General features: G+C 42.1%; 24 protein-coding genes. 14 read left to right on the top strand and 10 right to left on the bottom strand.

Annotated features, from left to right (window positions below):
* Positions 1–7: 7 nt before the first annotated feature.
* From GVX98_RS09825 to rplS, 7 genes are all read left to right on the top strand, one after another.
* Positions 8–3,841 carry a PilC/PilY family type IV pilus protein gene (locus tag GVX98_RS09825; RefSeq protein WP_159127912.1) on the top strand — a complete coding sequence of 1,278 codons (3,834 nt, stop codon included), beginning with the start codon at positions 8–10 and terminating at the stop codon, positions 3,839–3,841.
* 25 nt (positions 3,842–3,866) lie between these two features.
* Complete coding sequence (locus tag GVX98_RS09820) at positions 3,867–4,340, top strand: type IV pilin protein (RefSeq protein WP_279734661.1); 474 nt, start codon at positions 3,867–3,869, stop codon at positions 4,338–4,340.
* Positions 4,325–4,801 carry a type IV pilin protein gene (locus GVX98_RS09815; protein WP_159127910.1) on the top strand — a complete coding sequence of 159 codons (477 nt, stop codon included), beginning with the start codon at positions 4,325–4,327 and terminating at the stop codon, positions 4,799–4,801. The genes GVX98_RS09820 and GVX98_RS09815 overlap by 16 nt, the downstream gene beginning before the upstream one ends.
* 138 nt (positions 4,802–4,939) lie before the next feature.
* The gene (gene rpsP, locus GVX98_RS09810; protein WP_004718284.1) at positions 4,940–5,197 is read left to right on the top strand and encodes a 30S ribosomal protein S16; all 258 of its coding nucleotides are present in this window, start codon (positions 4,940–4,942) and stop codon (positions 5,195–5,197) included.
* A gap of 28 nt (positions 5,198–5,225) precedes the next feature.
* Positions 5,226–5,774 (top strand): ribosome maturation factor RimM, encoded by a 549-nt coding sequence (gene rimM / locus GVX98_RS09805; protein ID WP_004978035.1) that lies wholly within the window; start codon positions 5,226–5,228, stop codon positions 5,772–5,774.
* A 28-nt stretch (positions 5,775–5,802) separates the two neighbouring features.
* Positions 5,803–6,543 carry a tRNA (guanosine(37)-N1)-methyltransferase TrmD gene (gene trmD, locus GVX98_RS09800; protein ID WP_094148539.1) on the top strand — a complete coding sequence of 247 codons (741 nt, stop codon included), beginning with the start codon at positions 5,803–5,805 and terminating at the stop codon, positions 6,541–6,543.
* 140 nt (positions 6,544–6,683) lie between these two features.
* On the top strand, positions 6,684–7,058 hold the full coding sequence (gene rplS / locus GVX98_RS09795; RefSeq protein WP_004691454.1) for a 50S ribosomal protein L19: 375 nt from the start codon (positions 6,684–6,686) through the stop codon (positions 7,056–7,058).
* A gap of 59 nt (positions 7,059–7,117) precedes the next feature.
* On the opposite strand, the gene GVX98_RS09790 is transcribed toward rplS, so the two are convergent.
* The 3 genes from GVX98_RS09790 to GVX98_RS09780 form a co-directional block, all read right to left on the bottom strand.
* Positions 7,118–8,089: a triacylglycerol lipase gene (locus GVX98_RS09790; RefSeq protein ID WP_004978033.1), complete on the bottom strand. Its 972-nt coding sequence runs from the start codon at positions 8,087–8,089 to the stop codon at positions 7,118–7,120.
* 173 nt (positions 8,090–8,262) lie between these two features.
* On the bottom strand, positions 8,263–9,228 hold the full coding sequence (locus tag GVX98_RS09785; RefSeq protein WP_159127909.1) for a triacylglycerol lipase: 966 nt from the start codon (positions 9,226–9,228) through the stop codon (positions 8,263–8,265).
* A 54-nt stretch (positions 9,229–9,282) separates the two neighbouring features.
* Positions 9,283–10,314, bottom strand: a complete 1,032-nt coding sequence (locus tag GVX98_RS09780) for a lipase secretion chaperone (RefSeq protein ID WP_159127908.1) — start codon at positions 10,312–10,314, stop codon at positions 9,283–9,285.
* 154 nt (positions 10,315–10,468) lie between these two features.
* Between GVX98_RS09780 and truB the strand changes: the two genes are divergently transcribed.
* The 3 genes from truB to GVX98_RS09765 all read left to right on the top strand — a co-directional run bounded on the left by truB (position 10,469) and on the right by GVX98_RS09765 (position 12,792).
* A complete protein-coding gene (truB, locus tag GVX98_RS09775) occupies positions 10,469–11,374 on the top strand; it encodes a tRNA pseudouridine(55) synthase TruB (protein WP_159127907.1) in 906 nt (301 codons plus the stop codon).
* Between the two features lie 33 nt (positions 11,375–11,407).
* Entirely contained in the window at positions 11,408–12,175 is a 768-nt protein-coding gene (locus GVX98_RS09770) for a TSUP family transporter (protein ID WP_062032328.1), read from the top strand.
* Positions 12,176–12,333: 158 nt separating this feature from the next.
* Entirely contained in the window at positions 12,334–12,792 is a 459-nt protein-coding gene (locus GVX98_RS09765) for a hemerythrin domain-containing protein (protein ID WP_004978028.1), read from the top strand.
* A gap of 42 nt (positions 12,793–12,834) precedes the next feature.
* Here the strand turns inward: GVX98_RS09765 and GVX98_RS09760 are convergent, their stop codons facing one another.
* From GVX98_RS09760 to serA, 3 genes are all read right to left on the bottom strand, one after another.
* Positions 12,835–13,707 carry a DMT family transporter gene (locus GVX98_RS09760; RefSeq protein ID WP_159127981.1) on the bottom strand — a complete coding sequence of 291 codons (873 nt, stop codon included), beginning with the start codon at positions 13,705–13,707 and terminating at the stop codon, positions 12,835–12,837.
* 179 nt (positions 13,708–13,886) lie between these two features.
* The gene (locus GVX98_RS09755) at positions 13,887–14,762 is read right to left on the bottom strand and encodes an EamA family transporter (RefSeq protein WP_159127906.1); all 876 of its coding nucleotides are present in this window, start codon (positions 14,760–14,762) and stop codon (positions 13,887–13,889) included.
* Between the two features lie 138 nt (positions 14,763–14,900).
* On the bottom strand, positions 14,901–16,133 hold the full coding sequence (gene serA / locus GVX98_RS09750) for a phosphoglycerate dehydrogenase (RefSeq protein WP_094148681.1): 1,233 nt from the start codon (positions 16,131–16,133) through the stop codon (positions 14,901–14,903).
* A 364-nt stretch (positions 16,134–16,497) separates the two neighbouring features.
* Here serA and GVX98_RS09745 point away from each other — a divergent pair, with 364 nt between their 5' ends.
* Both GVX98_RS09745 and GVX98_RS09740 read left to right on the top strand, forming a co-directional pair.
* Positions 16,498–17,907 carry an FAD-binding oxidoreductase gene (locus GVX98_RS09745; protein WP_159127905.1) on the top strand — a complete coding sequence of 470 codons (1,410 nt, stop codon included), beginning with the start codon at positions 16,498–16,500 and terminating at the stop codon, positions 17,905–17,907.
* Between the two features lie 140 nt (positions 17,908–18,047).
* On the top strand, positions 18,048–18,419 hold the full coding sequence (locus tag GVX98_RS09740) for a hypothetical protein (RefSeq protein ID WP_004978014.1): 372 nt from the start codon (positions 18,048–18,050) through the stop codon (positions 18,417–18,419).
* A 97-nt stretch (positions 18,420–18,516) separates the two neighbouring features.
* On the opposite strand, the gene GVX98_RS09735 is transcribed toward GVX98_RS09740, so the two are convergent.
* Positions 18,517–19,086 (bottom strand): LuxR C-terminal-related transcriptional regulator, encoded by a 570-nt coding sequence (locus GVX98_RS09735; protein ID WP_228716282.1) that lies wholly within the window; start codon positions 19,084–19,086, stop codon positions 18,517–18,519.
* Between the two features lie 435 nt (positions 19,087–19,521).
* Between GVX98_RS09735 and GVX98_RS09730 the strand changes: the two genes are divergently transcribed.
* Positions 19,522–20,859 carry an MFS transporter gene (locus GVX98_RS09730; RefSeq protein ID WP_159127904.1) on the top strand — a complete coding sequence of 446 codons (1,338 nt, stop codon included), beginning with the start codon at positions 19,522–19,524 and terminating at the stop codon, positions 20,857–20,859.
* A gap of 277 nt (positions 20,860–21,136) precedes the next feature.
* On the top strand, positions 21,137–22,366 hold the full coding sequence (locus tag GVX98_RS09725) for an MFS transporter (RefSeq protein WP_159127903.1): 1,230 nt from the start codon (positions 21,137–21,139) through the stop codon (positions 22,364–22,366).
* 114 nt (positions 22,367–22,480) lie between these two features.
* On the opposite strand, the gene GVX98_RS09720 is transcribed toward GVX98_RS09725, so the two are convergent.
* The 3 genes from GVX98_RS09720 to sodC all read right to left on the bottom strand — a co-directional run bounded on the left by GVX98_RS09720 (position 22,481) and on the right by sodC (position 25,812).
* A complete protein-coding gene (locus GVX98_RS09720; protein WP_151836794.1) occupies positions 22,481–22,780 on the bottom strand; it encodes a DUF3817 domain-containing protein in 300 nt (99 codons plus the stop codon).
* Positions 22,781–22,894: 114 nt separating this feature from the next.
* Complete coding sequence (gene yccS, locus GVX98_RS09715; protein ID WP_159127902.1) at positions 22,895–25,045, bottom strand: YccS family putative transporter; 2,151 nt, start codon at positions 25,043–25,045, stop codon at positions 22,895–22,897.
* Positions 25,046–25,260: 215 nt separating this feature from the next.
* Positions 25,261–25,812, bottom strand: coding sequence for a superoxide dismutase family protein (sodC, locus tag GVX98_RS09710; RefSeq protein WP_159127901.1), 552 nt, complete (start codon positions 25,810–25,812; stop codon positions 25,261–25,263).
* Between the last annotated feature and the right edge of the window lie 33 nt (positions 25,813–25,845).

The raw sequence follows: 25,845 nt of genomic DNA, 5'->3' as shown, positions 1-25,845 counted from the left end.
TATGAAAATGAAAGCTAAAAAATACAAACAAGGTTTAGTGACCAGTTTAACAGCCCTCTCGACTGCAATGTTGTGTCAAACAGCGGCGACTTATGCCAGCGATATTGAGATTTATAAAGCGCCGACCAATGGTGGTGCGACCTTAATGTTTTTGCTGGATCTTTCGGGGTCAATGGCGGGTTCCTCGCCTATACAGACCGATTTTTTTAATAATAATTCATGTGAAAATGAGAATCATAATATCTCCACTGAATTAAAAGGAACTACTTATAGTTACTCAGGACAATACTGTTTTATTAAAAATAGCACATCTACTTTAGTGACAACTGGGACGGCAAGTGAGGTAACTATCGTCGAAGAAAGACGGGGGAACGGGGATTGGACAGTTAAGTCAAGTTCACCACCTGCTCTTAAAAATGTAAATGAAACCTCAACAATTGTTAATGATTCATATAGTGGTTTGCCTGCACTATTGAAAAACAGAATACAAGGATCGTGTTTACAACAGCCATTAAGTAACAGTACATCATGGCGTAATACAGCTCAAACACAAGGGGATTATTTTAATCAGAGTGAAAGTGGTAACGGTCAAAATAAGATCAGAACTAGAAGCTATATTTTAACGACTCCTAATACTACCATCAGTAGGACAGAAACGGGGACAAAATATAGTTGTCCTGATCGTGTCACAATGCTGAAGCGTAGCCTTTTTGACTTAATTGTTGGTAGTTCGTCTGTTGCTGGAACAACAACAACAAATACTCCTTTACCGCCAACTTCTTCAATTGGTTTTACTACTTTTTATAAAGCAACCCCAGCTGTGTTGTCTTCACCACTTGTATTAAATGATACAAATAAAGCTAGATTATTAAATATTTTGACACAATGGAATGCTGATGGGGGGACACCAATCGCTCGAGCATATTCTGTTGGTGCAGCTGGTTTAATGAAACATGTATCTACAGCAGAAACAGCATGTGCTGGATATGGGCTTTATTACTTAACAGATGGTGCTCCAACGGGAGACAGTTTTTCACTTGCGGTAACAGATAATAATGAAAATTATATTAATAATTATTTGAAAACTGGTTCGAAGTTAACATATTCATCGGGCTGGGGATGGTCAACAGGTAATTGTACTGATTCATGGTCTTGTGTTGCTAATGCAGCAGGCTTCTTGTACAACAAAAATAATACATCGAATGTTGAAGTAAAGACTGCAATTGTTGGTTTTGGCAATGACTTTAGTTTTACTGATTCCAATGGAAATAATATTGTCTATAATCCAAAAAGCAATTATACAGATTCCACTCTAAGTGGTTATTTTACTGGAAATGCTTTGGATGCAGCAAAAGCAGCTGTTGCAGGTAAAGGCGGATGGTATAGTGCGTCAAATACGAGTGATATTGTTAATAGCGTACAGAACTTTGTTGATTCGATTAAAGTTCCAATTCCTGCTATTACTACAGGTACATCGGCTATTCCGCAAGATGTACTGAATACTTCGGTCATTCAGCCTTATGCCTATTTTCCGCAATTTCAACCGAAACCGTCAGAAGAGTTTCGTACATGGGCAGGGAATTTGAAAAAATATAAAGTCGATGAAGGATTATTAAAAGATAAAAATAATGCTGCATTATTTAGCAGTGCAGGTGTTTTAAATACAACCAATGAAGACCTCTGGACGCCAAATTATGCGACGGGTACAACTTTGACGGCTGATCAGCAAAGTTTAAAAGCATTAGGTGGTTTACTCAGCCGTTTAAATTTGAAAAAAACTGGTTCGAATTTAAATCGCAAAGTATTTACTAGCGATGGAACAACACTTACTGCTGTGGATGAAGCTTATATTAAAGGTGCTCCAGCAACACGTGGCTATTATTTAGGGTTGTTAGGATATAATGTAACTACAGCTCAGGTCGCTGGCCTAACAACAGCTCAATCTGTAGAAACCTTGATGGCTTCAGCGCCTGAATTACGTCAAGTCGGTGCTGTTATGCACTCCACGCCTGTTTTGTTAACACAATCAGGCAAGATTACTTTTGTTCCTGCACAAGCTGCAAAAGAAGCGGTGCCTGCGACAACAACTGAACCAGCACAACCAGCTGTAGCTGCACGAGCTGCGTATAATGATACAACAAATCGGGATGACTATATCCTATTTGGTACAACGCAAGGTGTGCTGCATGTTGTGAAAGCAGGAAAGTCAGATGAGATAACGACTGTTGGAAATACAGCTGGAGAGGAAGTTTTTGCATTTGTCCCTCAAGAAATGCTGGCGGCCCAAGGAAAGGCATTTTTAGATCCGCCGCAAACTGTTGTGGAGGGTAGTACTACAAATGGAATGAATAATTTGTACTATGGTGTGGATGGCGCTTGGACAGCACATACAGAATATGTTTATAACAATGTAGATGAAACGTTTAAAGTTTATGACACATCTTTAAAGTATGGTAAACAATGGGTCTATGGTGGTCTACGCATGGGCGGGCGAAGCTATTACGCTTTAGATTTAACAAATTTGGATTCACCAGCTGTGAAGTTCCGTATTAACCCTGTTACAAGCAGTGTGGATGGTTTTGCGACGCCTTCTGATCAAACAACACGTTATGCGAACTTAGCAAAAATGGGCCAAAGCTGGTCTAAGCCAACCATTGCCAATGTGCAATGGAAAGGTAAACGTCGTTTAGTGATGTTTGTTGGCGGTGGTTATGACTCTGGCTATGAAACCTTTAACTATGATCAGACCAGTGGCGTGGGCGCGGGCGTTTATATGTTTGATGCCAATACGGGTGAATTTTTATGGTCAACCTATGATGCTAAAGATGCAACTAAGCCAGCCGTTGCACCATATATTGGTGATGGTAATGAGTTAAAGTACAGTGTTGTGAGTCAAATTAAAGGGGTTGACCGCGATGGTGATGGCGATGTCGATCATTTGTATTTTGGTGATTTGGGCGGGCAAGTATTCCGTGTGGATTTAAATAGCACACATAGTGCGAGCGGCACAGCAGCGAATTATGCCAAACAAATTACTCGCATTTATAATGGCCATGTGGCCAATGGTGTCAGCCCGCGTTTTTATGAAATGCCAGCCTTTACCGTGTACCAAGGAACAGGCGGACTATTTGCTGTGATCAGTATAGGTTCAGGAAACCGCAGTACGCCATTGCTGGGTAAAAAAGTAAATACTGGTTATATTGTAACTGGTGAAAACGATGCGCTAAATACAACATTAACAAATGATGCAATTTATAATATTTATGACAAGGTCGTAACGGATACTGATCCTGCGGCAGTGACATTGCCAACGAGTCCAACACTGTCCAATTTGTACGAGTTAACAAGTGCAAATCGTGAACTAAACGCTACAACAGCAGGGACACCGCCTGCAAATTTGGCTGCCAATAAAGAGAATTCAAATTATAAAGGATGGTACTACTCTTTTATATCGCCTAATTTAGCATCTAATGATACTCGTAGAGCAATTGAAAAAGTTCAGGGTGATTTGATTGCTATTGATAATGACCTTTATGTCAGTACCTTTGATGCAGAGGGCGTGGGGACAACTGAATCATGCGGTGCAGGGATCTATGGAAATAGCCGCGCGCACCGTTTCTGCATGCCGTATGGCCAATGTCTAAATGGTGATACTGTTGCAAACAATACGCTGGTATTAGGCAAGGGGCTTTTAGGTATTACCATGGGACCAGGTACATCGGGTGCTGACCGTCGTATTATTACCCCATTAGGAAGTTTGCCGAACGGGAATAAAATTACGGGCATAACATATGGTGCAGCCAATAAATTGATTCCGCAAAGCTGGTATGAGAAAAATTAAGGATGCAGTGTAAATGATCATCAAAATGAAAGGATTTACACTTGTAGAGCTGATGGTGGTTGTGATGGTGGTTGCCGTTGTGGCAGCCATCGCATTGCCAAACTATCAAGCATATGTGCGTAAATCGATGGAAAATAGCGCACAGCAAGAAATCCAGAAAATCATGCGAGATTTAGAGCATCAGAAATCTAGGCAGTTTAACTATTTGGGTTATGTATTGTCTCCTGATCCTCTGTATTTACCGTCTGGTGCAACAGCAACAACGGCAAAATATAAAATTGAAGTGATGGATGGTGATTCTTCAGATGCTTCTCCGATAAAGTTAAATGCAAGTCCTGCACCACTTGGACGGAATTGGGTAATTCGAGCTTTGTCTGCGGATGATAGAATGTACAGCTATTTGATCAATAGCAAGGGTACCAGCTGTAAGAACAAAACGTATGCCAATGTATTACTGACAACGTGCGGTATAGGGAGTGAAGCATGGAAATTGCAGTAAAAAAAAGCGGTTTTACTCTAGTTGAATTAATTATTGTTGTGGCAATTTTAGGAATTATTGCTGCATTTGCTATACCAGCATATAAAAGTTATGTGCAAAAAACAAAAAGAGCGGAAGTACAGGCGGAGCTTGCGGAAGTTGCAGGACAGTTGCAGCGTTTCAAAATGGCAAATTATACTTTTGTGCAATCTGTATCTGGTACAACAATTACGCCAATTAATTTGACTCGTTTAGGATACTCAAGTACTACACCAAATTCTCAGAATGGCCTGTATCAATATGCTTTATCTTTTAATGCAGCAGCAACAAGTTGGACACTAACAGCATCACCAATTTCTTCAGGTATGCAAAAAGGCAGTGGCGGCTTAACTTTGAATTCTACTGGACAGCAGTGCTGGTATAAAGGAAAAGATAGCTTTGATGCATCTACTGATACATGTTTTGGCTGGAATGAAAAATAAATTCAAAACTGTGGATAAACAAATTTTAATCTTTCTTTCGCAGCAAAGATAACGTAAAATATTGCCCTCTATGAAAGGGGTTTGAAATGTTCCGGTGGTCGGGGCAGGGATAATCCGTAAAAACTATAAGGTTGTATCATGGTAGTTATTCGTCTTGCACGCGGTGGTGCTAAAAAACGTCCGTTCTATCAAGTTATTGTAACTGATAGCCGTAATGCACGTGACGGTCGTTTCATCGAACGTATTGGTTTCTTCAACCCAACAGCTCAAGGTAAAGCAGAAAAACTTCGTTTAGATGCTGACCGTTTTGCACACTGGGTTGCTCAAGGTGCTCAACCATCTGAACGTGTTGCTTCTTTAGCTGCTCAAGCTAAGAAAGCTGCAGCTACTGCATAATTTTTGCTAATTAAGTAGTAGGTAGCCCATGACACCAACACAGAATGTTCCCGAAGATCGTATTCAGATTGGACAGTTACGTTCAGCATATGGATTAAATGGGTGGCTCTGGATCTATTCCAATACAGAACCGATGAGCAACATCTTTGACTATCTGCCTTGGTACATTGAAACCAAAGCAGGTTGGCAAACAATAGATGTAAAACGTTGGAAACCGCATGGCAAAGGCTTAGTTGTTTCGCTAAAAGGCGTCATTGATCGCACTGCAGCAGATAACCTAGTTGGCGCAAATGTCTGGATTTCAAAAGCGCAACTTCCTAAAGCAGGAATGGATGAGTTTTACTGGTCAGATTTGAAAGGCTTAACAGTGTTAGGTTTGGATGATGAAGAACAAGAAGTAAATCTCGGAAAAATCCATGAAATGTTTGAGACAGGTGCCAATGATGTGATGGTAGTTCACGCAACACCAGACAGCGTTGATGCTGAAGAGCGTATGATTCCATGGCATAAAGATGTGGTGCAACGCGTTGATCTCGAAGCTGGTCGTATCTACGTTAATTGGGGCGTAGATTACTAATTATTTTTGGAAATACGGGGGGTCTGCGATGTTTTTTGCAGTCATTACGCTTTTTCCTGAAATGTTTGAAGCGATTACAGCCTACGGTATTAGCGGGCGTGCAGCAAAAAGTGATTTAGTACAAGTAACTTGTATTAATCCTCGTGATTATGCTGAGGGCAACTACAAACGAGTGGATGAACGTCCATTTGGTGGTGGTCCAGGTATGGTGATGATGGCTGAGCCTCTGGCAAAAGCAATTCAACATGCCAAAGAGCTTGCCATGCAAGCAGGTGCAGTTCATGTTCCTGTGGTGTATATGTCACCGCAAGGAAAAACCTTAAATGAGCCTGCAGTACAACAGTTTGTCGACTATGATGGATTGATTGTATTGTGTGGTCGTTATGAAGGGGTCGATGAACGTTTGATCCAAAAATATGTTGATCAGGAATGGTCCATAGGGGATTACGTTTTATCGGGTGGCGAGCTTCCTGCGATGGTTTTATTAGACAGTATTATTCGGAGACTCCCGGGTGCAATGTCTGATGAACAGTCTCATGTGCAAGACTCATTTGTGGATGGTCTTTTGGACTGCCCACAATATACCAAGCCAGACCATTTTGAAGGTTTAGATGTCCCTGAAGTCTTAAAGTCGGGACATCATGCCAATATTGAGAAATGGCGATTTTTGCAGCGTTATCAACGAACACAACAACGCCGACCTGAGTTGGTGGAAAATGTGGAGTTGACGAAGCAGCAAAAGAAATGGCTAACAGATTTGAATACTTAATTCAGAGTATTCTTTTAATAGGCTCTTTGTGCATTGAAGTGGTCAAGCATAAAGAGAAAGATAATCGGGTCTATGCGATTTAGCCTCTATACCCAGCGGATATCAGACCTCTTCTGACCCGCACATATTGGAGATACCCCATGAGCGGTAAGCATCCTTTAGTACAAGCTGTTGAAAATGCACAGCTTAAACAAGACATCCCAGCTTTTGCACCAGGCGATACAGTTATCGTTCAGGTTAAAGTAAAAGAGGGTGACCGTGAGCGTCTTCAGGCATTTGAAGGTGTTGTAATCGCGAAGAAAAACCGTGGCTTGAACTCTGCGTTCACAGTACGTAAAATTTCTAGCGGTGTTGGTGTTGAGCGTGTTTTCCAAACTCACTCTCCAATCGTTGCTAAAATCGAAGTGAAACGTCGTGGTGACGTTCGTCGTGCTAAACTTTACTACCTACGTGAATTGTCTGGTAAAGCTGCACGTATTCGTGAAAAGTTACCAGCTCGTAAAGTTAAAGCTTAATTTTAAGTTTTATACGAGTAAAAAAATGCGCCCAATGGCGCATTTTTTATGCCTAAATTTTAGAGTCCTTGAAGCTTCAAACGGTTGGCGTGTTGACGATAAACATCCACAGGGTCTGGAGCAAAAATAGAACGTAGACCAAAGAACTGGTTAATCACATCTAAATGGTTCCAATTATAGTTATCGCGCACGGTCTTGCCATATTTGGCACTACAACGTGAGACTAAGCCATCATTATCATTTGGCGCTTGCATGAGTAAGCCTGTCGCACCCAATAATGAGTCTGGATCAAGAATATTGGTTAATGTTGAGTTGCCAGAGAAAGAGTAAAAATAAACCCCATTCTCTTTCGCTAAACCTTCGCCACAGCTTGTTTTTGGCATACCCAATGGATATTTCTGTGCAAAAGCTTTAGACCCAGCTTGACTCAAACTTTTACCAGCACCGAGTGCATCATGTGGAAGTGAGTTCGGATTTTGCTGTTGTGCCCAAACAATAGCCTTGGACCCAAAGTTGATTAAGCCCACCAACGGTTGTTCTAGCGGCGTACCTTGCGCGGAAATAATCAAATCCGCCACAGGAGAGCCTTTTAAAGGACTAGAAATGGCTGTTGCAGACGCGATTTTATTGGGCATAACATTTGAGACATAGGCAATACTATGTCCGCCGTGACTATGACCAAGCAAATTGACTTTGGGTGCTCCTGTAATCGCTAAGATTTCATCAACTTGTTGCAGCAGTTGTTCACCACGAACTTCAGATGTGTTGAATGGCGAAACGCGTGTTGCCCATGCGTTTGCACCGTTACGGGCTAAATCTGGCAAGATTTGATACCAGTAATCCACACCAAGTTCATCGGTTCCTGCTCGAATCCAGCCACCCATACCATGTGCAAAAACCAAAGGGTATTTGGTCTTTGCATAATTAGAGGCAACGTAGTTTGATTTAATTTGTGAAGCAGCTGCTTGCGTTTGTGTAGCTGCAAGTGCGCAGGTCGACAGCAGTCCAGCTATCAATAATCCATATTTCATTGATCATCCTCGTTTTTTATTTTTTATGACGACAATTTAAGTTGTCAAAAATGAGTATAAAGGTGAGGGAGGAGGAGCGTAGAGAAATCCGATTAAATTAAATACAGTTTGTAACTGGATAATTCTAGGAGGCATCCCTCCGAAACGTTGAAGATTCGAAGGGAAAAATAGAATTAGAGTCCTTGCATTTTTAAGCGATTGGCATGCTGGCGATAGACATCAACAGGGTCTGCGCTAAATAGACCACGTAGCCCCATAACTTGATTGACCTCATCTAAATGGTTCCAGTCATAGTTATCACGGATGACTTTACCGAAGTGTGTACTACAGCGTGCCACTAAACCATCATTGTCTAAATGGCCATAGGCCAAAGGCCCCAACAGTGAGATCGCACTATCTGCAACATCGAGAATGTTCGTGACCTGAGACGTACCTGTCCACGAATAGTAATATACGCCATTGCTGGATGTTGCACCGCTCTTGTTACAGTCTGAAGCCAGTGCTGATGTTGGATATTTCTGATTAAAAGCACTGGAACCTTGCTCGCTAATCGAGGTGAGCGATGCCTTTAAATTGCTTTTTAATGCAGGGTTACTTTGTCCATAAGCAAGCATAGGACCAATAATATAATCCGCCGCTAGGCTGAGTAGTTGTGTTCCGCCTTGATTGGCAAGAAGCTGATCCGCCACTTTTGAACCTCTAAACGTTGCTCCCACGCCTGTCAGTGAGGCCACATATTGCGGTTTAACTGCTTCTACATAGCGAATGGTTGGTCCACCATGGCTATGCCCAATCAAATTAACTTTGGGCTTGCCAGTCAGGGCGATGACCTCTTCAACTTGTTGTAGTAACTGTTCGCCCCGTACTTCAGTTGACTCTAAAGGTGAAATTTGTGCTGCAAAGGTGGTTGCGCCATTTCGAGCCAAGTCAGGTAAAATTTGATACCAGTAATCCAGTCCAAGTTCGGCAACGCCCACTCGGCTGAACCCAAACATGCCATGGGTAAATAGCAATGGATATATAGTTTGAGCATAATTACTTTTTACGCTTGCAGTTACCGTCTGTAATCCAGCTGTGGCTGTGGTTGCGCTGAGTCCAAGGCTGGTAACCAGACCTACGAGTGACATTGTTTGTATCATTCTTTTCGTTATAAACATTTTTTTCATCCTGAAAAAGTCAAACACGGTATAGCTTTAATCTGCGAACGGAAGTTTTCCTCCCGTGTCATGTGTGGTTTCAAAGGCTCCTAGTCGAAGTTGTTCTTGCGAATTATTAAACTGTTGATCACGTAGTTTTTGAATGGCTTGTTGCTGCGCGTCTTGACTCATGTTGCTGTTGAGAATGCTGTCGCGTTGTTCTAAGTAAGTATTGACCCGAGATTTCCAATTGTTTCGATCTTGGTCGAGTTTTTCTAGGCGTACGGTCGCTTCGGCACCGACAAGATTCTGGCGCATTTGGCGAATTTCTTCGGCAGAGCCGCCGCGCGCTTTAATATCTGAGGTCAGTTTACGCAGATCTTCGAGTTTGGAGAGTTGTTCTAGGTTTTCTTTCCAATCTTCAGGCAGTTGAGCAAACAACTCTTTCAGTTTCTGCGCTTTTTGTACTTCGGTCAGGGACTGATCTGCCATGATGCTCATGCGGTCTAAGGTATATTCATGGTAGGTATTTTCAGCGCCAAAGAGACCTTCGATTTCATAGTCAGAAAAGAACTGGCTGCGTAGGTTTTTCATCAAAGTAAAAATTTTACGATAGTACTCAGGGTCTTCTTTATTTAGGCTTGGCTCCTTCAGACTACCCAATTGCACACGATAATCTAAATAACGAGTCCAAAGATCTAAAATTTGCTTAAGCGCAGGTTCTTGATAACCTTGCTGGATATAGGCTTTAAAATCTTGCTTGATCTGGTCAATATTTTTTTCACCATATTGGGTAATAAAATATTCAAAACAATTACGAGTTTGTTCATTTACAACTAAGCGATTACCTTGGTCGAGCACCAGTTGGCAGTTGACTTCGGTGTCCTGTTGGCTGTTACTGACAAAAGGCAGCCCTGAAGCATGTGGCAAGTCTGATGCTGCGGGTAATAAGCCTGTCGTATTTTGAGCGCTAGAGCGAATCGGCCCTTGGTTTGAGCCAACAGTTGCATTGGGTGCGAGCCAAATGAGAAAACCAAGAATCACAACGATGATCACGGCGAAAATGAGCCATAATTTCTTTTTTTGCATATCCTATGCCTAACATCCCTATTGTATTTTTTATTTGGTTCATATGACTGAACTCGATTTATTCTGAAACAAAAGGGCAAATAAACAACAGAAAAGTTGTAAAACTAGACAAGCGGTTGATAGTATTGCGGCAGCTTTAAGACGTGTCTATGTTATGAAATCATCTGCTTCAAAAATCCAGCGCCGTGCCGTGAATGGTGTATTTTTATTGAATAAGCCATTGGGGATCAGTTCAAATGCGGCATTGCAAAAAGTGCGCTGGTTATACCGTGCGCAAAAGGCGGGGCATACAGGAGCGCTTGATCCATTGGCATCGGGACTGCTGCCGATTTGTTTGGGCGAAGCGACCAAGTTTTCGCACTTTTTGTTGGACTCGGTGAAGCGCTATCAAACCATCATTCAGCTAGGGCACAGTACCACCACAGGTGATGTGGAAGGCGAACGGTTGTTAGAGCAGGCTGTACCTGAGTTAACCAAAGAGTTGATTGAAGCCGTTTTGGTTCAGTTTATGGGTGATATTCAGCAAGTGCCACCAATGTATTCCGCTTTGAAGAAAGATGGTCGTCCTTTATATGAGTTAGCCCGTAAAGGGATTGAGATTGAGCGTGAAGCACGTCCAGTTACCATCTCTGCGATTGAGCTGCTTTCATTCACAGCAGACAGTGTCACCCTCGATATTACCTGCTCGAAAGGCACATATATTCGTGTTTTAGGCGAAGATATTGCGAAGGCATTGGGTACTTATGGTCATTTAACTTATTTACACCGCATTAAAACGGGTCATTTTGATCTCATTCCAAGTTATACCATTGAGTATTTGGAAAGTTTGTCTGAACAAGAGCGCGAAGCACTGTTGTTACCTGTATATGCACCTGTAGATCATTTTCCTAAAGTACAAGTTCCAGAAGGACGCAGTGAATACTTTAGTCGCGGTATGGAAAGTAATATTGAGCATACAGCCGAAGCACAGGTCTTGGTTTTCGATGGGGAAAAATGCTTAGGCTTAGCTGAAATTACTGATAAGAAAAGATTGGTTCCAAAGCGGGTTTTAAATCTATAATCGAAATATATCACTCGGTAAAAAGGACAAGGCGTGGACATCGACATTATTATCAGTCTGATCTTTTTTGCCTTTTGTGCAGGCGCAATTGACGCTGCCGTCGGTGGTGGTGGGCTGATCCAAATTCCCGCTTTGATGAATGCATTTCCGTCAATGGCACCTGCCACTTTATTTGGCACCAACAAATTAGCGGCAGTGGTGGGTACAGCCACTTCAGCCGTTTCCTTTGCCCGCAAAGTGCGCTTTGAATGGAAACTTTTGGCTGTGGTCGCAGTGTGTGCCACCATCAGTTCATTTGGGGGCGCGGCCAGTGTCGCCATGATTCCAAAAGAAGTCCTCCAACCCTTTGTCTTGGTCATGTTGATTGTGATGGCGGTATATACCCTCATGAAGAAGCAATTTGGGCAAGTGCATATGGCACAGCGTGTGACGCCTAAAATTTTGCTGTTGGCGGGGATTGGAAGTTTAGCCATTGGCTTTTACGATGGTTTGTTTGGCCCAGGTACGGGCAGCTTCTTTATTTTCTATTTTATTCGCTATTTACGCGTTGATTTTTTGCATGCGGCGGCATTGGCTAAAATTGGCAATGTGATGACCAATCTTGCAGCGCTAAGCTTTTTCATTCCCTCGGGGCATGTGCTCTTTGCTGTAGGAGGCACGATGGCCGTCGCAAATATGATCGGGTCTATTTGTGGGGTAAAAATGGCGCTGAAATACGGCAGTGGTTTTATCCGCATTTTATTTCTTATTTTGGTAACTATTTTAATTCTCAGGTTGAGCTATCAAATGTTTTTGATGTAATGGTGCGATACCTTTAAAACTTCATTACAAAAAACGCGCAGTCTGTGACCTCATTTCTCGTTTATTGCATTTATGATCAATACAGTGCACTTAACGCTGTGCCAAGAAGCTTTTCAATAAAAAATGATGTTTTAAGTTGAATGGAACTGGAGCATAGAATGAATATATTTGAAGCCTTAAGAGAAAGTCACGTTATACAACGAAATTTGGCTGAACGACTACTCCAAACTTCAGGGGATACGCCTGAGCGCCGTGAGCTATTTGAACGCCTTAAAAATGAATTATTTGCCCATGCTGTGGCAGAAGACCGTTATTTTTATATCCCGTTAATGATGACTGATTCGGGCCTCAACATTACCCGCCATGCTTTGGCAGAACACCATAAAATGGATGAGTTATTAGAACAATTGACGGAGACGGAGTTCTCAAATCCGGGCTGGTTGGCAATTGCAAAAAAATTATCGGAAACTGTACATCATCACTTACAAGAAGAGGAGCATGGTTTTTTTCAGCAAGCAGGAAAAATCTTACTCGATGCTCAAAAGACTGCGCTCGCCAAGCAGTATCAGCAGGAATACAAAAAGTACAAAAAAATTGAAAAAGACAGTTTGGTTTAAGTGCATTTTAAACCAAAGATGGCGAGTGCCATCTTTTGTGATTTAAAGCGCGTCATCACTTTGTGGTTTGGCTCTAAAGGTAACACCAACAGAGGCAATCATAATGCAAACCAACGCCAACGTTTGCCACATACTAATTTGCTCTTTTAGTAGTAACCAACCTGCCAAGGCTGCTAAAGCCGGTGATAAACTTGAAAGCGTCCCATAGCTAAGTTTACTCAAACGTTTTAAAGCCATCAGGTCTAGAGCATACGGAATGGTTGTGGCGAGTAGTGCAATCAATAAGGCTTTGGGCCAGTATTCCGTTTGCATCAGCGCTGTAGGGTTATACGTGGCACTAATGGGCAGAAGCACCAAGGCTGAGATCACAATAGCAATACTGAGAGCATGCATGCCGATATTTTGACGGACGACTTTTTGCCCAAAATAAATATACAGCGCCCAGCAAGCACCCGCTGAAACCGCAAATGCAGCTCCTAAGAAGGAGAAGTTGGTTGCATTGGCTTGATGCCACGGCACCATCAGTGCAATGCCTAAAATCGCTAATCCGACCCAAATATAATCACGACGTTGTTTGATCGAGAGTAGCGCTAAAGTTAAAGGGCCTAAAAACTCTAAACCTACGGCAATACCTTGCGGCAGTTTACCCAGCGAAGCGTAGAATAAAATATTCATGAGGCATAAGGCTGCTGTATAACTGAGTAAATCTTTCCACTTTAAATGCGGTAGGCGTTTCATGATGCTCCATGAACGGAACATCAGCACAATTAAAATTGCGGCAAAGCACAGTCTAAGGGTCACCACGGTGAGGGGATCCAGCACGGCAATCAACTGCTTGGCAAAAGAAGCACTGATTTGATAGGACAGCATGGACAAGACCATGAACATCACTGCCATCAGTTGAGAATTAGGCATCATGCACACATCAGGTCATAGCGACCTATTTTTTTTAAGAAGGTGGATTAGTATAACGATTCAGCACCCAAGTTGGATGCTGAATAAGCTGAATTTTTTTAATGCAACGACATGAATTTAAAAGTAATTGATAGAGCCGTTGGATTTAAAAGCTAAATTCAAATGCTGGATCACATGGTTTAAACTGTAGTTTTTCGGTTTTTCTGGGCTGTATAGGTACAACCAATAGACGCCATAATAATCACACTGAGCGCAAGCCACTGTGACCACAATAGTTGCTCGCCTAGAAATACAAAACCGGATAGTGCTGCGATAGCAGGTTCAAGACTCATGAGCGTTCCAAAACTTAGAGCGGTTAAATTGCGTAGCGCAATCATTTCCAAGCTAAAAGGCAAAGCGCTGGCCAAAACTGCCAAAGCTACGAAATAGATCAGGTTTGAGGGTTCAAACACATTTGTGGGTAAACCACTGAACAGGGTGAGTGGCATTAATATCAGCATGCCGACAAACATACCTAAGCACACGGTATGATTGCCCGAAACACCCGATGGGCGCTGTCCCGCCACGATATACAAGGCCCAACATGCACCTGCACCTAGTGCAAATGCAATCCCAAGAGGATCTAAAGGTTGAGCTGCTTGGTCGAAAGGAAACAGTAAAACTAAGCCTAAAATAGCCAGCCCGACCCAAACAAAGTCAAAGCGTTGTTTGGCATAAAACAGAGCAACACTGAGTGGGCCAATAAACTCAAACGACACTGCAATGCCGAGTGGCAGGCGAGCAATGGATAAATAAAACAATAGGTTCATGCCTGCCAAAGCAAAACCATAGCTGAGAATGGCTTTATATTTAACTTGCTTAAAATCAACCTGCCAAATTTTAAACAGCACGGCCAAAATGATTGATCCCAACAGCAAGCGCATGGCGGAAACGGTTAAAATGGGAAATTGATCAAACAAAACTTTGGCCAGTGAACCACTACTTTGCAAGCTAAGCATTGCAATCAGCAATAAAAAAGTCGCTTGGAGGTGGGGAGTACTTTTTAGATTTGGCATTATTAGAATACTAGATAGAGAAATGAATACTTGCGAAAAGTAGCGGGGAATGTGCTTGGGTCGCACATAAAATTTTAACAAGTATTCAAAAATAAAAAAACCACAGCTTGGCAGCTGTGGTTTTTAAATAGAGTCGAATTAGAACAATACGCGAACGCGGATTGTGCCTTCAACATCTTGCAGAGTATCTAAAGCTTCTTGAGATGCTGTTGCGTCTACATCCATCACCAAGTAACCCACATCACCTTTGGTCATTAAAGACTGACCAGAAATGTTGATGCCGTGTTCAGCAAACAAGTTGTTGATTTTTGACAACACGCCTGGAACGTTTTTGTGGATGTGAAGTAAACGGTGTTTGCCTTCGGTCAACGGTAACGCGATTTCTGGGAAGTTCACCGCAGATAAAGTCATGCCTTTATCTGAATAAGAAACGAATTTCTCAGCCACTTCTAAACCAATGTTCGCTTGCGCTTCCATGGTCGAACCGCCCACGTGAGGAGTTAAGATCACGTTTGGAATGTTACGTAGTGGAGAAATGAACTCTTCACCATTGGCTTTTGGTTCTTTCGGGAATACGTCAACCGCAGCACCAGCAACATGACCTGATTTCAAGGCATCTGCTAAGTCTTCAATTACTACGCATGTACCACGTGCAGCATTGATGAAGATTGCACCTTCTTTCATTTGTGCAAATTTTTCTTTGGTCATGAAGTTACGTGTAGACGGAACATCAGGTACATGCAAAGAAACGACGTCAGCAGTTGCTAAAAGTTCGTTTAAGCTACCGACTTGACGTGCATTACCTAAAGGTAATTTCGTTACTGTGTCGAAGTAGATTACTTTCATACCTAAGCTTTCAGCAAGGACAGAAAGTTGTGAACCGATTGAACCGTAACCGACAATCCCTAAAGTTTTGCCACGAGTTTCGAACGAACCAACAGCTGACTTGTTCCAACCGCCTGCATGTGTATCTGTCGATTTTTCAGGTACACGGCGAAGAAGAAGAATAGCTTCAGCAAGTACAAGTTCAGCCACTGAACGTGTATTTGAGTATGGTGCGTTAAATACTGGAATACCACGAACCATCGCAGCATTTAAGTTCACTTGGTTGGTACCAATACAGAAACAACCAACAGCGATTAATTTATTCGCTGCTTCAAACACTTCTTCAGTGAGTTGTGTACGGGAACGAATACCAATGAAATGTGCATCTTTAATCGCTTCTTTCAACGCTTCACCTTCAAGCGCTGTTTTACGATAATCGATGTTGGTGTATCCGGCAGCATTTAGTGTGTCGATTGCGTTTTGGTGAACGCCTTCTAACAACAAGAAACGAATTTTATCTTTAGGAAGTGAAAGATGTTGGCTCATTACGGCTCCGCTACAAAGGCCAAATTTAGTGGCGATATAATAGCACGTACCGCGCCCGATATACATTTCCTTTATGCGGACTCTGCTGGGTATTTTTAGCCTCTATAGTGCGTAAAAAAGTCTTTTTGGTCTAATTAAACTAATCATTTCAAAGGTATCCTGAATAAAACAGCTTTTTCTGCGGGAAACAGAAAAAATGCCTTATAATATGACTCCGTGAAAATAAGCCAGTTGCACACTGCTGCTTAAATCCTCACGAACTGCCTGAGCCTTAGGGCATGGAAAGACTGAAATGAAGCGCTTTTCATGCAGAGAACCCTAGCGCCACAAACAACTTGTTTACTTCTTGCAAGGTCTGAAAACGATGAATGCTCCAGTCGCTTTAACCCCAGAGTTATTGACCCAATTGACAGCAATTGTAGGTGAAAACCGCATTAAAACCGATGCGGATAGCCTTGAAAATTGGGGACGCGATCATACCAAACATTTTGATCCAAACCCGTCAGTCATCGTTTTTCCATCGAGCACGGAACAAGTGCAAGCGGTTGTGAAACTTGCAAATGAGTTCAATGTTGCGATTACACCATCAGGTGGTCGTACTGGCTTATCTGCCGGTGCAGTCGCTGCCAACGGTGAAATTGTGGTAAGCATGGACAAGATGAACCAAATCTTGGAATTCTTCCCAGCAGACCGTATGGTTCGAGTCCAAGCAGGTGTGGTGACTGAACAGCTGCAAAACTATGCTGAAGAGCAAGGCATGTATTACCCAGTTGATTTTGCTTCTGCGGGTTCGAGTCAAATTGGTGGAAACATTGGCACCAATGCAGGCGGCATTAAAGTTATTAAATACGGCATGACGCGGAACTGGGTACTTGGTTTAACTGTAGTCACAGGTAAGGGTGATGTGCTGCGTCTAAACAAAGGTATGATCAAAAACGCAACGGGTTATGCGCTGCAACATTTATTCATTGGTGGTGAAGGGACACTGGGCTTAGTGACTGAAGCTGAAATCAAACTGGAACGCCAACCGCAGGACCTTCAAGTAATGGTATTGGGCGTGCCTGACTTTGATGCTGTGATGCCTGTACTGCATGCTTTCCAAGCAAAAATTGACCTGACTGCATTTGAGTTCTTTGGTGAACTGGCAATGCAAAAAGTGTTGGCACATGGTCATGTACAACGTCCGTTCGAAACCGAATGTCCATTCTATGTATTGTTAGAATTTGAAGCGCCATTTGAGCCAATTATGGACAAGGCGATGGAAATTTTTGAGCACTGCATGGAACAAGGTTGGGTAGTGGATGGCGTGTTGAGCCAAAGCCTCGATCAAGTGGAAAGCTTATGGCGTTTACGTGAAGACATTTCTGAGTCGATTGCTCCATTTACACCATACAAAAACGACATTTCAGTGTTGATTACGCATGTACCTGCATTTATTAAAGAAATTGATGCGATTGTGGCAAGCAACTACCCAGACTTTGAAATCTGCTGGTTCGGTCATATTGGTGACGGTAATTTACACTTAAATATTTTAAAACCAGCTGACCTAAGCAAAGATGAGTTCTTTGCTAAATGTCAGGTGGTGAATAAATATGTCTTTGAAACCGTGAAAAAATACGACGGTTCAATTTCTGCAGAGCACGGTGTCGGTATGACCAAAAAGCCATACCTTGACTACACGCGTTCGGCGGAAGAAATTGAATATATGAAGGCATTGAAGCAAGTTTTCGATCCAAACGGGATTATGAACCCAGGTAAATTATTCGACCTTTAAGTCCGAATTGAGTTTTAAAAGCGCATCCACTATGATGCGCTTTTTTATGGTTGAAGGGACTGAATTACATTTACTAAATAGTGTAATAGGCCTAAAAAAGGCATGATGGACTGATAAATAATGAATTTTGGGTGGGATTTATGTTGCGTCTTATTTTAGCTTCAGCCGTATGTGTGGGATTATTGTCTGGTTGTGCGACGACCAAAGAGTTAGTGAATAAAGTCGGTTCGTCAGATACGCCGTTGGCTCAGGTACTCAAAGAGCGTCCAGATTTGCGTAATGAGTTGGCTACGGTTGAAATCCGCCAGTACTTTAATACGGTTGAGTCACCGACTGCGGCAGAAGTTAAAGTGACTGAAACAGGGTTGTTAGATGATTCGGTGAAGTCGGTGCGTACCGTGTATAACTTTAAGTTGGTCGATGGCGACTGGGAAAAAACTGCGACGAAAACCTCTTACCAATGTGCGCGCGGTAAAAATACCAAAAACTTCCAAACAGCCAAGTGTTCTTGATTGAAATAGATGCTTGTTTTGCTGGTGATAAAAGTGGCGTAGTCGGTTTACGCCTTTTATCATTATTATCTTGAACAATTCAAACAAAGATGACGTCTTAAAAATGCGTCAGTCGATTCTGAATAATAATTTTAGAGCTGAGCTCACTTTTAGAATGAGCACCAAGCTTCTTCATTAAATTGGCTTTATGAACCTCGACTGTACGATGTGACAAGGAAAGTTTTCGTGCAATTTCTTTACAGGTTAGTCCATTTACAATGAGCTGCGTAATCTCAGACTCACGTTTTGTTAACTTCTGTTTACTGGTCAGCGGATGCTGTTCTTTACGTTCAAAATGCCACACCATCAATTGAAAAGGATCTTCAGGGGTGAGTGTACGTCCATGGGTATGTGTCCAGAAAATCTCTCCACTTTTATGCTGCATAAAGCGTTGATCCGAATAATGCAGGCTATTTTTTTGCAATAGGCTTTGCAAAGCATCATTTCCGACCTTCTCATAGTCTTCAATACTGGGGAAAATTTTAATAATGGAGTGATGAAGAAGCTCTTCACGTTCATAACCAAACATCTGAGCAAAGGCGTGATTCATTTCGACCATATGCCGATTACTGAGCACCACGATAGGTGCGGGGCTAAAATCAAAAGCCAATTTATTATAGTCAATCATAATAAGTATCCATACTTAGTATATGAAGCAATATAGTAAATTGTGCTGAATTAGCAATTGTAAAAAATGACCTTTTTATCTTTTCTATTGTTTTCAATGATGCATTTTTGATTCAAATATTGGGGTTGCCAAGTGCATCCTCAGCGCTTAAAAATCAAGAATTTATTTTTAAGTTTATGTAATTTAAATAAAAAATACTTTATGAAAACTACTTAAGTAATTAAGTAGATTGACTCTATTTCAAGATTAATCCACATTAATAAATTAGTGAATTTTAGTTCACTTTTATAATATTTTTCTTAAAGTTATGAGTCGTCATAGCTTTAAAGTGCATGAAATCATAACCAATATCGTTATAGTTGCGTGGTTTAAAAATCAGGACAGATTTTAAACGTGACAGAAAGCAGACAATACTAAGAATTGCAAGAGGTGGGTATGGAGCAGATACAAGGATCGGGTCTTCCACATAAAAAGTCTTCTCACCGTTTGGCTGGAATCTCCAGCATGGTGGGAACGACCATAGAATGGTACGATTTTTTTATTTATGGTGCCGCTGCGGCGCTGATTTTTAATAAATTGTTTTTCCCCAATTTAGACCCTTTAACTGGGGTATTGGCAGCTTTCGCCACCTATGCGGTGGGATTTATCGGACGACCACTGGGCGGGATTATTTTTGGACACTTTGGTGACAAAATTGGTCGTAAAACCATGTTGTTAACCACCTTGATTATGATGGGAGTTCCGACGGTTTTGATTGGGCTGTTACCCACTTATGAAAGTATTGGTTATTGGGCAACCTTCTGTTTGGTCATTCTTCGATTTATTCAAGGTATGGCGATGGGGGGAGAGTGGGGTGGTGCTGTTTTGATGGCAGTTGAGCATGCACCCGAAGGTGGCAAGGGCTTCTGGGGAAGTTTACCTCAGGCCAGTGCAGGGGGAGGTTTATTACTGGCTTCTCTTGCTTTAGGCGCTGTTTCTTTACTGCCTGAAGCTAGCTTATTTAGTTGGGGATGGCGTTTACCATTCCTTGCCAGCATTCTGCTATTAGGAGTTGGTTGGTATATTCGCGTCAAAGTGCCTGAATCACCTGACTTCGAAAAAGTGAAAGAGCAGGCGCAGGAAATTAAAGTTCCTGCTATGCAAGTCTTTAAAAATCACCCACGTGAGTTGCTGACGATTATTTTCGCGCGTGCAGCGGAAAATGCTTGGTTTTATATTGCCTCTACATTTGCCTTGGCGTATACCACCACCAAGTTAGGAATTCCGCGTCAGGATATTTTATTTGCAACGATTTGTGGTGCAGGCTTAATTATGGTGATGACACCATTGTGTGGTCATTTATCGGATAAAGTCGGGCAACGAAATATGTTTATGTTTGGTCTCTTGGTCTTGGCATTATATTGCTATCCATTTTTCACCATGTTGGGCACCAAAGACCCAGTATTAGTTTGGACGGCGATTGTGTTAGGTATTGGTGTGGTTTTCCCCATTATGTATGCACCACAAGCCCAGCTATTTGCCCGTCAATTTCCGGCTGAAATTCGTTACAGTGGCATTTCCATTTCTGTGCAATTTGCAGGTGTATTAGGAGGGGGGTTAGCTCCGCTTATTGCAACTAAACTCTTGAGTATTGGCGATGGCAGCCCGCATTTAATCATTAGTTATATTGTGGGGATGGCTGTATTTGCAATCATTTGTTCTTTCTTTATGAAGCCTGATCATCTCACTCGTGAACCGAACACGATAAAAGTCAAAACTGAAATCTCAGCTTAGCTACTGTAAGAAAAATTACAATTTCTCAAGTTATAAACTGCTAAACTACACCCACTCAAATTAGTGGGTGTATTAGTTTGAGTTATAAAAATCTCACAACTGAAATCGTTTGATCTATCTTAGACACCTTGTGAATACGGTGTATTAAGCCGCGAAATCTCAGCGCATTTAAAAAAACGTAATTTAATAAATTTCTCAGTGCTTGCCATTGGGCTTAGTCGTCTCTCCCTCTAACTGACTTTGCTCAGGCTTGTACGCATTTTATATGTAGATAACAATGCAAAACGTACAAACTTTAAAGTTAAGCCGTGCCACATTGATGTTTCCTTTGGCATTGGTTTTATTCGAATTTTCGGTCTATATCGGTAACGATTTAGTCCAGCCTGCCATGCTCGCGATTACCCAAGACTTTGGGGTAAGTAGTGCGTGGGCGCCATCCTCTATGTCCTTTTATTTACTGGGCGGGGCTTGTGTCGCGTGGCTGCTTGGACCACTCTCAGACCGTTTAGGCCGCAAAAAAGTGTTGCTCGCAGGTGTGGCATTTTTTGTGCTGACTTGCCTCGCGATTTTACTCACTCAAAATATTGAGTCTTTTTTGGCGCTCCGCTTTTTACAAGGCGTGGGGCTATCGATGATTTCTGCGGTGGGTTATGCCGCAGTACAGGAAAGTTTTGAAGAGCGTGATGCCATTAAAGTCATGGCACTCATGGCGAATATTTCTCTGTTGGCACCGCTGCTTGGCCCTGTAGTGGGTGCATTTATGATTGACCATGTGTCATGGCATTGGGGCTTTATTGGCATCGCCTTTTTGGCTTTTTTAAGTTGGTTTGGTTTAAAAGCCAAAATGCCTGCGACACAACAGCGTCATTCTAAAAAGCCGCTGCGCTATATTTGGGATGACTATAAGACGGTCTATAAAAATAAGACCTTTTTGGCGCTCACCTTTGGCCTACCGATGGTCGCGATGCCTTTGATGCTGTGGATTGCACTGTCACCCGTGATTTTGGTGGAAGAACTTGGCTTGAGCAGTATGCAATACGGCTTAGCGCAGTTCCCCGTCTTGGGTGGTCTCATTCTGGGCAACATTGTATTGATTAAAGTCATCGACAAAATGGCACTGGGTAAAACCGTGTTACTCGGTTTACCTTTGATGTTCGTCGGTACGCTGTTGGTGGTGCTCGGCACTATTTTCCAAAGCTATTTCTTACCGTTACTGATTGTGGGGATGACTTTGGTGAGCTTTGGCGAAGGCATTAGTTTTTCGGTGTTATATCGCTTTGCGTTGATGTCATCGGAAGTATCCAAAGGGACGGTTGCTGCAGCCGTTTCGGTACTGATGATGTTTACATTCTTCTTCGTGATTGAACTGATTCGTATGGCTTATGTGGCATTTGGTCTTTGGGCCTATAGTTTGGTCTGCCTGATATTGATTGCACTTTGGTTTAGCTTTCCACGTGCGACCGTGAAAAAAGTGATGCAAAAACGTCTCGAGAGTGGTGTCTACTAAGATTTTATTCACTGAATTCAGCGAGGTTCACATTAAAAAAAAAGCGCGCATTCATTTGAATGGGCGCTTTTTATTACTGCTCTAAAAAATCCTTTTTAAAGCCAGTTTTTTAACTCAGGCTTCAGCTTGCTCAGGTTCTAATTTTTTAATTTTGGCATCAAACACAAAAGGCCCAAAAGGTAAGATTGAAGCGATCAAACCTAAAATAAACATCTTCAAAGACCATTTTTTCTTTTCACAGACCACAAACAGCACAATTAAAAACAAGATAAACAATACGCCATGACCCATACCCACGTATTTGACTAGGATCGGGTTATCAAAGATGTATTTCATTGGCATCGCAACGAATAACAACAGTAAAAAAGAAATCCCTTCTAAAAATCCTACAACACGTAATGTCTGAATGTTCATGGTCAAAAAATCTATGAGAATGAAGCTCGAGTGTACGCAAGAACCAGATAAAAATGAACCACAATACACCCGTACATCATGAACCTTTTAAAGATCGTCGTTGTGTCATCCGTTTTATTTAATGTCTCGGGCGAGCAGTTCAGTTTTTAACTTCAGCAATTCGGGCAGAGTTTCCAGTAGTAGACTGATTTGTTTGAGTACCAAGTGTAAATTCTGATTCATGGTTTCTTGCGCATTTAAGCGTTTAATCTCTGCCAGTTTTTGCTGGATGTCGAGTTCAGCTAATGCCTGCTGATGGAGCAGTACATGATTTAGCGTATTTTGACACCACAGCATGAGTTCCAGCACTTGTGTATCCTGCACCAATTCTCGGTGACTTCCCAAAGCAGAAATATAACTGAGTTGACTGTGGCTATATACCAAGTAGCGAAAAGCATGATGTACCAGTTCTGGGTTTGGATTGGGTTCAGTACTAAGACTGGAGATCATGTTCGCCAGTTCAGTTTGGGCATTATGCGCAGTACGTCGCGCACTGCGGTAAGCGAGACTATTATTTTTGCCGTGTTGATATTGTTCACAAATGGCATTGAAATAGTTGAGGGTTGCATCGGATGCTTTTTTTATGGTGTTGGAAATATTGCGGAAGTCCCAATCGGGCCAAATAAAACTCACTGCGAACCAAGCAATGGCACAGCCAATGAGGGTGTCTATAATTCGTGGTAAAATAATGGCATAGCCTGCACCTTTTAAATTAAAAATCAGCAGCACCATGAGTGTTGCCATCAGGGTCGCCATGGCATATTTCTTGGAACTGAGATAGAAAAAACACACGCCAAAAATAATGGTTAGTAGCAGTTGTCCTTCAATACTTGGGACGAAATACAGCAGTGGAATCCCTAAAACAACGCCCAAAATAGTGCCCAAGGTTCGCATTTTTAAGCGGTTTTTGGTGGCGAAATAACGCATTTGGCAAACAAATAAACTGGTGAGCAAAATCCAATATCCATGTTGCGCAAAGGGCAGAAGCGAGATGCCATAACCGACAGCAAAGACAAAGGCGATACGCACCGCATGGCGAAACAGTGCGGATTGGGGAGTGAGATGTTGGTTGAGTTTGAGCCACAGATCATGCCAATCATGAATATCATCATCATATAAGTTGAGGTTATCAATATGCTGTTGATAACGCTGTTCTTGGCGCGATTGTAGTTGGTTGAGGTGCTGAAAACGTTCATGCACACTGTCCAAATTATTTAAAATCAGTTGTAGATTTTTGACTTCAATATTGTGTGGATGATCTCGAATCCAGTCCTGCATGGAACTGTGTAAATTCAGCAACACCTGAGTGGTCGTTGGATCGGATACATAGGTTTGATTGGCTAAGATACATCGTGCCAAAGCCTGACAGGCAAGGGCTTGCAGCCGAATATTTTTTTGAATACGAAAAATGAGGTCAGTACGGCTAAAGTTTTGATGTAACTGCTCATAGTGTAAATAATTAGAGCTGGCTTGTTCATGAATGTCTTGAACGAGAAAATAGAGGTTGAGCCAATAAATTGTATTTTGGTTGGCGCGAGATGCTTTTAGTCGCGTCAGTAGTGAGCTTTTGGTGTGGTTAAAACTTTGCACCACAGTACTGTTTTGTAAGGATAAATCATAGAGAAGCGCTTCTACATTGTCTCGATTGTCTGGGTCGAATAGACGTGCTTTTGCGTTGAGCAAATCGGCAACTTGATTAAAACAGCGGGCTAAGTTGTCCTGAACGGCCAAGGTGGGTTTAAGGATATAAAACACAATGGCGGTACAGCCATACCACAATGCTCCAAAGACAAAACAACTGGGTTGAAAGTACCAAACCGAATATTCACCTAGGCCAAACATGCTGTATAGGGAAAGTAGAATGGTGCCAAAGCTCATTGCTGCATAGCGTTGCCCCAGTGCCCCTAGTAAAATAAAACAAGCACTAGACAGTGATAAATATAAGATGAAGAAGAATTTATAAGGATGTAAAAAATCTAAAATGCTACTAACACTAAAGAACAAGATACAGACATAGGCAAGATTTCTGAGACGAATGCTGAGCCGGTCATCGAAGTCGGTCAGGGCTGTTGCAATTGCGCCTAATGTGGTCGGAACGATGAGCTGTTGCAGTCCTAAAAAATATAAACCTAAGGTTGTGCCACTCAGCACAATCAAGATTTGCAAGCAATACATAAAAATTGCATTGGACTGAAAGGACTGAAACCACTGACGAAGATTGTTCACGATGTAATAGTCTAGGCTTAGTTTTATTTTGGTTTTAGCCTGAACTTTTTTTAGAGCACTGTCAATTTAATGCGGTGCTCCACTGCATTAAAAATTCACCTATGACAATAAAAATGCAGCAGAGCATGGCTCCGCTGCATTGTGTATAAGTCGAAACTTATCCACATGTGCGAGTTCAAAACACTACTTTATTCACACTGCATGGGATAATAGATTTATTTAATTACGCCACACGCAATACGGTCACCGCCACCGCCAAGTGGTTTAGGGGTGTCTGAATAGTTATCACCACCTGCATGCACCATTACCGCTAAGCCCTCAACGTCAGCTAAACTTAAGCGAGGAGCGAGTAAATTGACTTTTGCATTACCTGCTGAATCGACATTCAAGATCGGTAAATCACCCATATGGCCATTGAGTGGTGTGCCGTGGTTTGGTGCTTTTTCTGGGTTAAAGTGTCCCCCAGCCGCTAAAGCAGCCACAGGTTTTCCTTCTTTTTCAGCCACATCACACGAACCTTTTTCATGGATATGAAAACCGTGTGGGCCGGGTGGAAGTTGAGTCAAATTGGTTTGAATCGCTAAACCAACAGGGCTATCAATAAAACGAATGGTGCCAATTTTTTGTCCCACACCTGTAGTTGAAACGGCGTGTACATCGACATCTTTAACCATCGTATTGGTTTCAGTGGGTGTGGTGGTACATGCTACAGTCCCTAAACCGATTAAAGTCACAAGTGCGCTTAATTTGAAAGCAGAAGACAACATGTTGGGTCCTTTTTCCTTAAAATTCAGAACCAT

This window comes from Acinetobacter sp. 8I-beige (assembly GCF_902505955.1).
GTDB classification, from domain to species: Bacteria; Pseudomonadota; Gammaproteobacteria; order Pseudomonadales; family Moraxellaceae; genus Acinetobacter; species Acinetobacter johnsonii.
The sequence above is the reverse complement of the archived record's forward strand: the minus strand, read 5'-3'. Positions and strand labels throughout refer to the sequence as shown.

What these genes read in the sequence shown, in the direction of transcription:
- GVX98_RS09825 (WP_159127912.1), top strand. Translation starts at nt 8, where the DNA reads ATGAAAGCTAAAAAATACAAACAAGGTTTAGTGACCAGTTTAACAGCC.
- GVX98_RS09820 (WP_279734661.1), top strand. Translation starts at nt 3,867, where the DNA reads ATGAAAGGATTTACACTTGTAGAGCTGATGGTGGTTGTGATGGTGGTT.
- GVX98_RS09815 (WP_159127910.1), top strand. Translation starts at nt 4,325, where the DNA reads ATGGAAATTGCAGTAAAAAAAAGCGGTTTTACTCTAGTTGAATTAATT.
- rpsP (WP_004718284.1), top strand. Translation starts at nt 4,940, where the DNA reads ATGGTAGTTATTCGTCTTGCACGCGGTGGTGCTAAAAAACGTCCGTTC.
- rimM (WP_004978035.1), top strand. Translation starts at nt 5,226, where the DNA reads ATGACACCAACACAGAATGTTCCCGAAGATCGTATTCAGATTGGACAG.
- trmD (WP_094148539.1), top strand. Translation starts at nt 5,803, where the DNA reads ATGTTTTTTGCAGTCATTACGCTTTTTCCTGAAATGTTTGAAGCGATT.
- rplS (WP_004691454.1), top strand. Translation starts at nt 6,684, where the DNA reads ATGAGCGGTAAGCATCCTTTAGTACAAGCTGTTGAAAATGCACAGCTT.
- GVX98_RS09790 (WP_004978033.1), bottom strand. Translation starts at nt 8,089, where the DNA reads ATGAAATATGGATTATTGATAGCTGGACTGCTGTCGACCTGCGCACTT.
- GVX98_RS09785 (WP_159127909.1), bottom strand. Translation starts at nt 9,228, where the DNA reads ATGATACAAACAATGTCACTCGTAGGTCTGGTTACCAGCCTTGGACTC.
- GVX98_RS09780 (WP_159127908.1), bottom strand. Translation starts at nt 10,314, where the DNA reads ATGCAAAAAAAGAAATTATGGCTCATTTTCGCCGTGATCATCGTTGTG.
- truB (WP_159127907.1), top strand. Translation starts at nt 10,469, where the DNA reads ATGAAATCATCTGCTTCAAAAATCCAGCGCCGTGCCGTGAATGGTGTA.
- GVX98_RS09765 (WP_004978028.1), top strand. Translation starts at nt 12,334, where the DNA reads ATGAATATATTTGAAGCCTTAAGAGAAAGTCACGTTATACAACGAAAT.
- GVX98_RS09760 (WP_159127981.1), bottom strand. Translation starts at nt 13,707, where the DNA reads ATGCCTAATTCTCAACTGATGGCAGTGATGTTCATGGTCTTGTCCATG.
- GVX98_RS09755 (WP_159127906.1), bottom strand. Translation starts at nt 14,762, where the DNA reads ATGCCAAATCTAAAAAGTACTCCCCACCTCCAAGCGACTTTTTTATTG.
- serA (WP_094148681.1), bottom strand. Translation starts at nt 16,133, where the DNA reads ATGAGCCAACATCTTTCACTTCCTAAAGATAAAATTCGTTTCTTGTTG.
- GVX98_RS09745 (WP_159127905.1), top strand. Translation starts at nt 16,498, where the DNA reads ATGAATGCTCCAGTCGCTTTAACCCCAGAGTTATTGACCCAATTGACA.
- GVX98_RS09740 (WP_004978014.1), top strand. Translation starts at nt 18,048, where the DNA reads ATGTTGCGTCTTATTTTAGCTTCAGCCGTATGTGTGGGATTATTGTCT.
- GVX98_RS09735 (WP_228716282.1), bottom strand. Translation starts at nt 19,086, where the DNA reads ATGATTGACTATAATAAATTGGCTTTTGATTTTAGCCCCGCACCTATC.
- GVX98_RS09730 (WP_159127904.1), top strand. Translation starts at nt 19,522, where the DNA reads ATGGAGCAGATACAAGGATCGGGTCTTCCACATAAAAAGTCTTCTCAC.
- GVX98_RS09725 (WP_159127903.1), top strand. Translation starts at nt 21,137, where the DNA reads ATGCAAAACGTACAAACTTTAAAGTTAAGCCGTGCCACATTGATGTTT.
- GVX98_RS09720 (WP_151836794.1), bottom strand. Translation starts at nt 22,780, where the DNA reads ATGAACATTCAGACATTACGTGTTGTAGGATTTTTAGAAGGGATTTCT.
- sodC (WP_159127901.1), bottom strand. Translation starts at nt 25,812, where the DNA reads ATGTTGTCTTCTGCTTTCAAATTAAGCGCACTTGTGACTTTAATCGGT.